10 protein-coding genes are annotated in these 11,472 nt (G+C 71.8%); 3 read left to right on the forward strand and 7 right to left on the reverse strand.

All coding sequences use genetic code 11. The annotated features are described in order from the left end of the window. The coding region (locus tag VFN12_RS08620; RefSeq protein WP_325118233.1) for a DNA glycosylase AlkZ-like family protein at positions 1-645 on the reverse strand (645 nt) is incomplete at its 3' end. Between the two features lie 74 nt (positions 646-719). On the opposite strand from VFN12_RS08620, the gene VFN12_RS08625 reads away from it, so the two are divergent. Continuing rightward, positions 720-1,205 carry a MarR family winged helix-turn-helix transcriptional regulator gene (locus tag VFN12_RS08625; protein ID WP_325118234.1) on the forward strand — a complete coding sequence of 162 codons (486 nt, stop codon included), beginning with the start codon at positions 720-722 and terminating at the stop codon, positions 1,203-1,205. 232 nt (positions 1,206-1,437) lie between these two features. On the opposite strand, the gene ettA is transcribed toward VFN12_RS08625, so the two are convergent. The 5 genes from ettA to VFN12_RS08650 form a co-directional block, all read right to left on the reverse strand. Then, a complete protein-coding gene (gene ettA / locus VFN12_RS08630; RefSeq protein ID WP_325118235.1) occupies positions 1,438-3,120 on the reverse strand; it encodes an energy-dependent translational throttle protein EttA in 1,683 nt (560 codons plus the stop codon). 63 nt (positions 3,121-3,183) lie between these two features. Beyond that, positions 3,184-3,627 carry a single-stranded DNA-binding protein gene (locus tag VFN12_RS08635; RefSeq protein WP_325118236.1) on the reverse strand — a complete coding sequence of 148 codons (444 nt, stop codon included), beginning with the start codon at positions 3,625-3,627 and terminating at the stop codon, positions 3,184-3,186. A 144-nt stretch (positions 3,628-3,771) separates the two neighbouring features. Next, the gene (locus VFN12_RS08640; RefSeq protein ID WP_325118237.1) at positions 3,772-5,427 is read right to left on the reverse strand and encodes a GTPase family protein; all 1,656 of its coding nucleotides are present in this window, start codon (positions 5,425-5,427) and stop codon (positions 3,772-3,774) included. After that, a complete protein-coding gene (locus VFN12_RS08645; protein ID WP_325118238.1) occupies positions 5,424-7,124 on the reverse strand; it encodes a GTPase in 1,701 nt (566 codons plus the stop codon). The genes VFN12_RS08640 and VFN12_RS08645 overlap by 4 nt, the downstream gene beginning before the upstream one ends. 44 nt (positions 7,125-7,168) lie before the next feature. Further along, positions 7,169-8,290 (reverse strand): PrsW family intramembrane metalloprotease, encoded by a 1,122-nt coding sequence (locus VFN12_RS08650; RefSeq protein WP_325118239.1) that lies wholly within the window; start codon positions 8,288-8,290, stop codon positions 7,169-7,171. Positions 8,291-8,348: 58 nt separating this feature from the next. Here VFN12_RS08650 and VFN12_RS08655 point away from each other — a divergent pair, with 58 nt between their 5' ends. After that, on the forward strand, positions 8,349-9,773 hold the full coding sequence (locus tag VFN12_RS08655; protein ID WP_325118240.1) for an aminopeptidase P family protein: 1,425 nt from the start codon (positions 8,349-8,351) through the stop codon (positions 9,771-9,773). A 102-nt stretch (positions 9,774-9,875) separates the two neighbouring features. Next, positions 9,876-10,679, forward strand: a complete 804-nt coding sequence (locus VFN12_RS08660; RefSeq protein WP_325118241.1) for a hypothetical protein — start codon at positions 9,876-9,878, stop codon at positions 10,677-10,679. Here the strand turns inward: VFN12_RS08660 and ppgK are convergent. Beyond that, entirely contained in the window at positions 10,671-11,423 is a 753-nt protein-coding gene (gene ppgK, locus VFN12_RS08665; RefSeq protein ID WP_325118242.1) for a polyphosphate--glucose phosphotransferase, read from the reverse strand. The genes VFN12_RS08660 and ppgK overlap by 9 nt on opposite strands. Positions 11,424-11,472 lie beyond the last annotated feature (49 nt).

The following is an 11,472-nucleotide window of genomic DNA, read 5'->3' on the forward strand; positions in this document are numbered from 1 at the left end:
CTTGGGGGTGCTCGGGCCCAGGTACCGGAGGACCCCGCGGATCGGGTCCAGGTGGTCCGGCGTGCGCGCCGCCGGGCCGCGCCACCCGGGGATGCGGCGCAGCACCGGTGGTGACGTGCCGGGCTCGAGCTCCAGCCCGGCCCGCAGGGCGGCGAGCCGGAAGGGCTGCTCGTAGGCATGGACCGCGCGGCACGGCCGGCACTCCCGCAGGTACGGCGCCTCCAGCCGGGCGGTGAGCTGCGCGGACAGCTCGCCCTTCACGATCGGTCGGGTGGCGATCTCTCGCATCTGCGCCGCCACCACGTCGAGGGCCTCCAGGACCGGGATCTCCGCCGCCTTCAACGGTCGTGACGCATCGAAGATCCGCTTCGCGGCGTCGGCGTCGCTCCACGGCGCGGTGGCCGCCGCGACCGCGGCGATCTCGGCGCGCCGGTAGTAGTGCGGAGCACCCCGCAGGGTCCACGCCACGGCGAGCTCCTCGGCCGGAACTGCCGCACCGCGGATCGCGAGCGCCCACGGGCCGCCGTCAGGGCCCGTGTCCTGCACCCCGAGGTCGAGCACGGCCGCATCGGACCGCCCCCCGTCACGATGCAGCTCCTGTGCGCGAACCCGGAACCGCATCACGTCCTCACGAGTCAGGCCCATGCCGACCATTCTCACGCCTCGCGGTTCGGAGCGCTTTCCGGCGCGGGGGCGACGACGTCGATACGCTGGGGCGCATGACCGAGTCCGAGACGAAGTGGCTGACTGACGGCCAGCAACGGTCCTGGCGCGGTCTGGTGTTGGGCATGACCCTGCTGATGGACCGCCTCGACCACGACCTGCAGCGCATGTTCGGGATCTCGATGGCCGAGTACGAGATCCTCGTGCGCCTCTCCGAGCGCGAGGGACGCCAGATGCGGATGGCGCAGCTCGCCGACGCGATGGCCCACAGTCGCAGCCGGGTCACACATACCGTCGGGCGGCTGGAGAAGACCGGACTCGTGACCCGCAACAAGTCGCCCGAGGACGGTCGCGGCATCGTGTGCCACATGACCGACGAGGGCTTCGAGCTGCTGTCCCGGATGGCGCCGTACCACGTCAACGGAGTCCGCGCCAACCTCGTCGACATCGTGCCCGACGACGACTTCGAGGCCCTCGGCCGCGTGATGAACACCGTCGCCGACCACCTGGTGGCCGGGCATCCTGAGATGGAGATCCGGTAGGGCGCGAAGCGCCCTACCTATGGATCTCGGTTGAGCGAGCGCGCGGCCGAGCCTGCGAGGCCGCGACCGCGTGTCGAAACCGGGTGACGAATCCGCGAAGCGGATCCGATCACCCCGCTTGGTGCGGTCCGCTTTCGCCTCACCGGGTCTCGACACGCCGGTTCAGCGCCTTCGCAGGCTCAGTCGCTGACGGCTTGCTCGACCACCATTGTGAGGTCCGCTAGCGCGTCCCTCACGGCCGCGTCAGCCGCCGGTGCGTCACCCGGTGCGGACGCGCCGCCTCGGCGCCGAGCCGCTCGACCTTGTTCTCCTCGTAGGCCGCGAAGTTGCCCTCGAACCAGAACCACCTCGCCGGGTCCTCGTCGTCGCCCTCCCACGCCAGGATGTGGGTCGCGACGCGGTCGAGGAACCACCGGTCGTGGGAGGTGACCACGGCACAGCCCGGGAAGTCGAGCAGCGCATCCTCCAGCGAGGACAGGGTCTCGACGTCGAGGTCGTTGGTCGGCTCGTCGAGCAGCAGGAGGTTGCCGCCCATCTTGAGGGTCAGCGCGAGGTTCAGGCGGTTGCGCTCACCACCGGAGAGCACACCGGCCTTCTTCTGCTGGTCGGGGCCCTTGAACCCGAACGACGCGACGTAGGCCCGCGAGTTCATCTCGAAGTTGGCGACCTTGATGAAGTCGAGCCCGTCGGAGACGACCTCCCAGACGTTCTTCTGGGGGTCGATGCCGCCGCGGCTCTGGTCGACGTAGGAGATCTTCACGGTCTGGCCGACGTCGAGCTCGCCCTCGTCGGGGGTCTCCTGGCCGGTGATCATGCGGAACAGCGTGGTCTTGCCGACGCCGTTGGGGCCGATGACGCCGACGATGCCGGCGCGCGGGAGGGTGAACGACAGGTCGTGCATCAGGGTGCGCCCGTCGAAACCCTTGCCGAGCTTCGTGGACTCGAGCACCACGTCGCCGAGCCGCGGACCCGCCGGGATGTTGATCTCGGAGGTGTCGATCTTGCGCATCCGGTCGGCCTCGGCCGCCAGCTCCTCGTAGCGCTGGAGCCGGGCCTTGCTCTTGGCCTGCCGGGCCTTGGGGTTCGAGCGCACCCACTCGAGCTCCTTCTCCAGCATCCGGGCCCGCTTGGCGTCCTTGGCGCCCTCGATCTTGAGGCGGTCCTTCTTGGTCTCCAGGTAGGTGGAGTAGTTGCCTTCGTAGGGGTGGGTCTTGCCCCGGTCGAGCTCCAGGATCCACTGGGCGACGTTGTCGAGGAAGTACCGGTCGTGGGTGACGGCCAGGACGGCGCCGGGGTAGGACGCGAGGTGGTTCTCCAGCCACTGCACCGACTCGGCGTCGAGGTGGTTGGTGGGCTCGTCGAGGAGCAGGAGCTCGGGCTGCTGGAGCAGGAGCTTGCACAGCGCGACGCGTCGCCGCTCGCCACCGGAGAGGCGGTCGACCGGCCAGTCGCCGGGCGGGCACCGCAGCGCGTCCATGGCCTGGTCGAGACGGCTGTCGAGGTCCCAGGCGTTCGCGTGGTCGAGGTCGGTCTGCAGGTCACCCATCTCGGCGAGGAGCTTGTCGTAGTCGGCGTCGGGGTCGCCGAGCTCCTCGGAGATCTGGTTGAACCGGTCGAGCTTGTGCTTGATCTCGCCGACCGCCTCCTCGACGTTCTCGAGGACGGTCCTGCCCTCGGTCAGCGGAGGCTCCTGCTGGAGCATCCCGACCCGCGCCTCGGGGTCGAGGATCGCGTCGCCGTTGCTGGGGTGGTCCAGGCCCGCCATGATCTTGAGCAGGGTGGACTTACCGGTGCCGTTGGGCCCGACGACGCCGATCTTGGCCCCGTGCAGGAACGACAGGGTGACGTTGTCGAGGACGACCTTCTCGCCGTGGGCCTTGCGCACGTTTCGCAGGGTGAAGACGTAATCAGCCATGATCCCCGACCCTACGCGGGAAACCCGCGCGGAACCGATTCGGGGCGAGCGCGGAGAAAGGCCCTAGGCCGCGGACCGCTCGTCGTCGGACGGCCGCGACCCGGCCTCCCCAGGCGTGGACGGCTGGGCCTGGAGCGACTGGTCCGGGCGCATGGTCTTGGTGAACTCGCTGGTGCCCCGGTTGAGGTCGTGCCCGACAAAGCTGGCGTCCACCGTCAGCGACGACACCTCGATGCCGGCCTTGTTGGTCCACACCTCCGCGTTCAGCCGGCCGAAGACCGCCACCGGGTCGCCGCGACGGAGGGAGGCGGCGCAGTGGTCGGCGAGGGTCCGCCAGACGTTGACGGAGTACCACTGGGTCTCGCCGTCGACCCAGCTCTCGGTCTTCTTGCTGTAGCGACGGGGCGTGCAGCCGAGCCGGAAGCTCGCCACCGTCGACTCCCCCGCCTGCCGCACGGTGACGTCGCTGCCCAGCCAGCCCTGCAGGGTGACGAGTGATTCGTTCATGGGAGATGCTCCTTGCCTGATCGGGTGTGCGGTCCAGCCTGTGCCGCGGCACTGACAGGCGGGACCCGACCGGCGACGCCCTGGGGACGACCAGGACGGGAGAGCCGCCTGTGGACGGTCAGCGGCCCGAGGCGTGGCCCGCGGCTAGCGCAGGGCCTGGGCCAGACCGGCTCGGACCGCGGCGTACGCCTCGAGCTCGGCCTCGACGGGCTTGACCACCAGCTCGTCGGACACCCCCCGGATCGCTGCCCTCAGCCGCCGGTCGGCCGAGCGCGCCCGCCGGCGTGCCGTCCACGAGACCAGCACCCGGCAGACGAGCGCCAGCAGCAGCCCGGCGGCCACCCCACCCAGGAGCAGGAGGGTGGGCACCGGGACGCCGCGGTAGGCCGGCGTCTCGGGCGCGGGCAGCTGCAGGTAGCCCATGCCCGTCAGCACGCCCAGCCAGCCGGCGCCGACGAGGGCCGTCAGGATCAGCAGCCACTGGAGCGCCTGGACCAGCCCCGCCCACCCGGGGATCCGCTCCACGCCGAGGTCGGTCGCGGCGAGGGCGCTGTCGAGACGGTCACCGAGGTCGTCGAGGCGGGACACGGAGGCGTTCCGGATGGCCTGGGACCAGGGGCGGGACAGCTCGGTCGACACCTCGTCGGCGAGGGCCCGCACCTCCGTGTCGACCCGGGCGCGCTGCACCTGGGTCGGCTGCGGCACCGACGTCCGGGCCCGGGCGGTGAGCATCCTGCCGCCCCTGCCGAGGTCGAGGTGAAGGCGCTTGAGGGGGTCCGGCTTGAGTCGCGAGAGCCACGAGGTGACCGGCCAGCCGGTGGCCCGGTTGGCGCGCAGCCGCGTCGACTGCTCGACAGCGCGGACGACGGTGGGGACACCGGCCGCCTCGGCGAACGCGTCCTCGAGCGCCGCGACCCGTGCCTTGGCCAGGGTCATCGGCCGCCCCGGTCCCGTCGCCTCCTTCAGCCTGCCGGCCGCGTCCCTGATGTCGGCGTCGAGCCGCGCGCGGGCCGACTTCTTGGCCGCGACGCGTCCGGAGATCTCGGCGCGCAGCTCGGGGATCCCCGCCTTGGTGCGGGCGCTGGCGGCGAACACGGGCACGCCGCCGAGGCCGTCGGCGTCGAGCAGGCGACGTACGTCGGCGAGCATCGACTCACGCCCGGACTCCGGCACGGTGTCGATGTGGTTGAGCACCACCAGCATCACGTCCGAGTGCGTGGCGAGCGGCGCGAGGTAGCGATCGTGGATGGCCGCGTCGGCGTACTTCTGGGGGTCGAGCACCCAGACCAGCAGGTCGGCGAGCTTGACCAGCCGGTCGACCTCGAGGTGGTGGGCGACCTCGGTCGAGTCGTGGTCGGGGAGGTCGAGCAGGACGACGCCCTCCATCGAGGTGTCCTCGCGACCGGTGTCGAGCATCGAGCCCCGCGTGACCCGGTGGCGGGCCGGGATCCCGAGCCACTCCAGCAGCTCCGGCGCGCCCTCGTCGCCCCAGACGCACGCGGTGGTGTGGGAGGTCGTCGGCCGGCGCACGCCGGTCGCGGCCAGGTCGAGGCCGGTCAGCGCGTTGAAGGTGGACGACTTCCCGGAGCCGGTGGCGCCGGCGATGGCGACCACCGTGTGGTCGGCGGAGAGCCGCAGGCGGTTGGAGGCGCGCTCGACGACCCCGCTCGCGTGCCGGACCAGGTCGTCGTCGAGCCGCCCCTGCGACGCGCTGGTCGCGGCGTCGAGCCCCTCGAGGCGAGAGCCGATGTCGGAACCACGGGTGACCAGCTTCCTGGCCCCGTCCAGCAGTGAGGTCATTTCGTCGTGTCCTGGGCAGCGGCGAAGCGCAGGTCGTCGATCCGCCGGGCCGCGTCCCGGAGCCGGTCGGGCACGTCGGCGCCGACGTCGAGGCTGTCGAGCAGCTCGGTGTAGCGGCGCCGCTCCACGTCGAGCAGCGCCCGCACGCGCCGCTCGAGGTCCTTGCGTGCGCGTTCGGCGAGGCTGCGCACCGCCTGGTCGCCGAAGACCGCTTCGAGCAGCTTCTGGCCGAGCACCGCCGAGCCGCCGGCGATCCCCGCCTCGGCGCCCGTGACCCCGGCGGTGTGGGCGAAGACGACGACCATCAGCGCAACCGAGAGCCCGTTGACGCCGTAGGCGAGGAAGCGGGCGGTCCCGCGCTTCTCCGCGCCCTCGGTACGGACCATCTCCAGGACGTCGTGCTGCCACTCGCGGACGGCCCGCTCCGCCTGGCGGCGGAAGTCGCGCGAGGCCCGGCCGAGGTCCTGGCCCGCGTCGGCGAGCAGCGCCTGTCCGGCGGCGAGGGACTGCCAGGACGCCTCGGCCCGCTCGGCCGCGGCCTCGGCGTGCTCGAGGATCAGGGTCTCGAGGCCGGACTCCACGGCCACGGTCACCCGCTCCGCCTGCTGCGGCTTGCCGCGTACGGCGTTGACGATGCGGTCGCGCAGCCGGCCCACCCGGGTCTCCAGCGACTTGAGCAGCTCGCCGGTCCCGACGAACTCCTGCCAGCGCGCCAGCACCTCCCCGCGCAGCAGCGTGCCGTCGGCCGAGGCCTCGCCCACCTGCCGGATCGCGTCGTCGTAGGCCTTGTCGACGTCCTCGCGCAGCCGCCGGTGGACGCCCACCTGCTCGGTGGCGGCGTCGGCGACGGCGTGGGTGTGGCGGGCGAGGCCGCGGATCGCGCCGTCCATGGTCTGCTTGACCACCATCGCCCGGGCCTCGGCGTCGGCGGCGAGCGCGTCCAGCCACCCCTTCACCTCCGCGACGGCCTCGGGCGGCAGCAGCCCCTCGTCGTCGACCTGGCCCTCGTCGACCACGAAGAGTGGGGAGTCCTTCAGTCCGCGGCTGGCCAGCATCCGGGCGAGGTGGGTGGGCACGGTCTCGGCCGCCTCGCGCGGAGTCCGGTCCAGGACGATCGCGACGGCGGCGCTGCGTTCGGCGGCCTGGCGCAGGAAGTCCCACGGGACCTGGTCGGCGTACCGTGCCGCCGAGGTCACGAAGAGCCAGAGGTCGGCCGCGGCGAGCAGCTGGGACGCGAGCGTGCGGTTGCGCTCCTCGACCGAGTCGATGTCGGGGGCGTCCAGGATGGCCAGCCCGGCCGGGACCGTGTCGGACGCGACGAGCTGCAGCGCCTCCGGGTCGGTCGTGGCGCGGTGCACCCGTTCGAGGTCGGGCAGCAGCGCGTCCTCGCCGAACCAGTCGGCGTCGTCGGGGTGGTGCACCAGGACCGGGGACCGGGTCGTGGGCCGCAGCACGCCGGTCTGGGAGACCGGGCGCCCGATCAGCGAGTTGACCAGTGTCGACTTGCCGGCGCCGGTCGACCCCCCGACGACCGCGAGCAGTGGAGCGTCGATGGTCATCGCCCGCGGGATCACGTAGTCCTCGAGCTGGTCGATCATCTCCCGTCGCGACACGCGCGCCTCGGCAGCGCCCGGCAGCTCCAGGGGCAGGGTGGCGGCCTGGAGCGCCTGGCGCAGCCGGACGAGGGCGGTCAGCATCGCCGCTCCCTCGTCCCGTCCGAATTCCTTCGACGAGTCGCGGGTCATCGGTGTGGCACCACCTGTCCCGGGAACGCCACGTAGGGGCGCACCGCGTTGATCCGCTCGACGTAGGCCTGGCCCCGGGCGGCGAAGTCCTCGGGAGCGGTGCCGCGGAGGTAGCGGTAGTGCAGGAACCCGAGCTCGATCAGCGCCTGCTGGTAGTCCTCCATCGCCTCCTCGGCCTGTTTTCCGCCGTGCTGCCGGGCGAAGGCCCGGGCCTGCCGGCGACCGCTGAGGTGCACCACCCAGTCGATGTCGGTGGCGGGGATCAGGCCACGCCGCGCGGCGTCCTGGAGCGAGGCGGCGAGCATGCGGCGCTCCGAGCGGCGCCACCAGACGGCCAGCGAGAGCATGACGATGAACGCCGGGACCATCAGCACGAGGTAGACACCCACGAAGCCCTCGAGCCCGAAGAGCGACGAGCTGTTCCAGGTGGCATGGGCGATCACGGCCAGGGCGTACCCGACCAGCGGGGACACCACGCGCACCAGCTTGTTGCGCGAGCCGACGGCGATGCCGACCCCGATGCCGATGAACGAGGTGAACAGCGGATGGGCGAAGGGGCTGAAGAGGCAGCGCACGACGAACACGCTGGTCACGGCGCCGGTACCGCCGGGGCCCATCCCGTCGGTGCCGTTGTAGGCCGCCGCCAGGTAGAGGATGTTCTCGACGAAGGCGAACCCGATGCCGACCATGCCGGCGTAGACCAGACCGTCGAGGATCCCGTCGAGCTCGGCACGTCGCCACCACAGCAGCAGGAACAGGAAGAGCCCCTTGCTGAGCTCCTCGGTCACGGGGGCGACGATGGCCAGGCTCTGCGCCTCGTCGAAGCCGACGAAGAAGCCACCGAGCCCCTGCAGCAGCAGGGCGGCACCCGTCGCGACGAACCCGCCCCAGAGCAGGCCGAACGCCAGCAGGACCCTCGGCTCGGGCTCGTAGCGGTCCAGCCACAGGTAGGCACCCACCAGCGGGCCGACGGGCAGCGCGGCCAGCACCGTGGCCAGCAACATCGACTTCGGGGCCCCCGACAGGGCGATGATCACCAGGATCGGAGCCGCGCCGAGGCACACCAGCACCGTCACCACGACGGTGAAGATGATGCTGTTGCGGCGCGTTTGGAGCATGGCGGAAGCGTAGCCGCAGGTGACCGGCGGTCCGATCCCGCGGCGTAGAGTGATTCGCGTGACCGAAGAGACCACATCCGAGACACTCGAGCCGCGCACGGAGTCGCACGACCCCAAGGTCCCGGAGGCCTGGCAGTCGTTCATGCGGACCGGCTGGGGTGACCGCGAGCTCGACCTGCCGCCGCACCCGATCACCGACCACGCCGCACGCCGCCGGGCGCGGCTGGCCGAGACGTTCCCCGGCGAGCGGTTGGTGCTGCCCGCGGGGACGTACAAGGTGCGTAGCAACGACACCGACTACCGCTTCCGCCCCGACACCGCCCACACCTACTTCTCGGGCAACCAGACCACCGACGCGGTGCTGGTCATCGAGGGCGACACGTCGGTGCTCTACGCCCGGCCACGCTCGTCGCGGGAGACCGACGAGTTCTTCCGCGACCGCCAGTACGGCGAGCTGTGGGCGGGCCGCCGTCCGTCGATCCACGAGATGTCGTCCAGCCTCGGCCTCACGGTCCGCCACATCGACGAGCTGCCGTCCGCGCTCCAGGGGTCGGGCAAGACCCGGGTCCACCGCGGCATCTCCTCCGAGGTCGACGGCCTCGTCGCGGCCGACGAGTCGCGCGACGAGGACTTCGCCCGGGTGATCTCCGAGATGCGCCTGATCAAGGACGAGTGGGAGGTCGGCGAGCTCCAGGAGGCCTGCGACATCACCACGCTCGGCTTCGAGGACTCGGTGCGCGAGTGGCCCCGGGTGCTCGAGCACGGCGAGCGCTGGATCGAGGGCACGTTCTTCCGCCGGGCCCGCGCGATGGGCAACGACATCGGCTACGACTCGATCGTCGGCGGCGGCAAGCACGCGACGACGCTGCACTGGATCGACAACTCCGGCCCGATCACGCCGGGCGACCTGGTGCTCCTCGACATGGGGGTCGAGGGACGCAACCTCTACACCGCCGACGTGACCCGGACGCTGCCGGTCGACGGACGGTTCACCGACCTCCAGCGCGAGCTCTACGACCTGGTCTACGCCGCGCAGGAGGCCGGCATCCGGGCGGTCCGGCCGGGCGTGGACTTCCGTGCCCCGCACCGGGCGGCCATGGAGGTGCTGGCCCACGGCCTGGGTGACCGCGGGCTGCTGCCGGTCTCCGTCGACGAGGCCCTCTCCCCCGACAGCAAGGTCTACTCGCGGTGGACCCTCCACGGCACCAGCCACATGCTCGGGATGGACGTCCACGACTGCGGCCGCGCCTCGAACGAGGCCTACACCGAGGGCCAGCTGGCCGAGGGCATGGTGCTGACCGTCGAGCCGGGCCTGTACTTCCAGGAGGACGACCTGCTGGTCCCCGAGGAGCTGCGCGGCATCGGCATCCGGATCGAGGACGACATCCTGGTGACGGCCGACGGCTACGACAACCTGTCGGTCGCGCTCCCACGCACTTCCGCCGACGTCGAGGCCTGGATGGGCGGGCTCGCCGGCGGCTGAACCGGCCGCCGAGAGCACCCATCCGGATCCGGCGCGGCGCCGAATGACGACCCGAGGCGTGCGTGGCCAGCGCGCGCCCGAGAGGTCGAGGAGGAGCTGCCGGTGCGAAGGATCGCGATCCTGCTCACCGTGGCCGCCGCCGCGGTTGCGGCGCTGGTGCCTGCGGTCTCGTTCGTGTCGTCCTCCGCATCACCCGGGTCGAGCTCGGCGTACCAGCTGCTCCAGATGAACCTCTGCCTCTCGGGGCAGGCCGGCTGCTACAGCCGGTCCACGTACTCGTCGATCCTCGACGAGGCCACCGGGCAGATCGCCGGGCGCGACCCGGAGGCGGTGACCCTCAACGAGGTGTGCAGCGCCGACGCCGCCGACCTGGCCCGGCGGACCGGCTACCGGATGTGGTTCGCCCCCGTCCGGTACGGAGGCCTGCCGCTGCCGTGCGTGGATCCGCGTGGCCGCGGGCTGTTCGGGATCGCCGTACTCACCAAGGACGACATCGGGTCCTCGCGGAGCGGGGCGTTCGCGGCGCAGGCCGACGCGGAGGAACGTCGCTGGCTCTGCGCCACCACCGGCAGCCCCGACGACTCGGTCACCGTGTGCACCGCGCACCTGGGGACCCGCGAGTCAGCGGGCGAGCGGGTCGCGAACGACGCGGAGTGCCGCGAGCTGGAGAGCGTGCTGGCCCGCCACCAGGCAGCCGGCACCACGTTGTTCGGCGGCGACGTGAACCGGCAGGGCTCCTGCGCGCCCAGCGGCATGTGGGTCACCCGCGACACCTCCGCGTCCCAGACGGCCGGCGTGCAGCACATCTACGGCGCTGCCTCGGCGGCCCCATTGTCCGCGTCGGTCGCGGACGCGACGTACACCGACCACGACTTCCTGCTCGCGGCCGCGACTGCCTCACCCTGAGGTCGCCTCGGCCGCCCACAGAGCCGCTCCCACGATGCCGGCCTGGTTCTTCAGCTTCGCGGGCACGATCTCGGTCTCGACGTCGATCAGGTGCACGAACTTGTCGGCGTGCTTGCTGACCCCGCCGCCGAGGACGATGAGGTCCGGTGACATGAGCTTCTCCAGCGTCCGGTAGTAGGTCGTCAGCCGCTCGGCCCACGTCGACCAGGACAGGTCGTGCTTCTCCCTGACCGAGTTGGCCGCGGCCTTCTCGGCGTCCTGGCCGTCGATCTCGAGATGACCCAGCTCGGAGTTCGGCACGAGCACTCCGTCGTAGACGAGCGCCGACCCGATGCCGGTGCCGAGGGTGGTGAGGATGACCAGGCCGCGTCGGCCCGCCGCTGCGCCGTACCGCACCTCGGCCAGGCCCGCCGCGTCGGCGTCGTTGACGACGTGCACGTCGCGTCCGGTCGCCTCGGTCAGCAGGGCGTCGGCGTCGGTACCGATCCAGGCGCGGTCGATGTTGGCAGCCGAGCCGGCCACGCCGTTGCGCACGACCGCGGGGACCGTGACCCCTACCGAGCCGGTGGACTCGGGAAACTTGCCGAGCAGCTGGACGAAGACCTCCGCCACCGCCTCCGGTGTCGACGGCTGCGGTGTCGCGATCCTGACCCGCTCGCCGATGAACTCACCGCGGTCCAGGTCGACCGGGGCCCCCTTGATGCCGGAACCGCCGAAGTCGATCCCCACCGGAACTGCGTCCATGCGCTCGGTCTCCTCGCGTGCTGCGCCGGGTGGCGGGCGTAGATCGAGA

Source organism: Nocardioides sp. (assembly GCF_035703625.1).
Taxonomy (GTDB): Bacteria; Actinomycetota; Actinomycetes; order Propionibacteriales; family Nocardioidaceae; genus Nocardioides.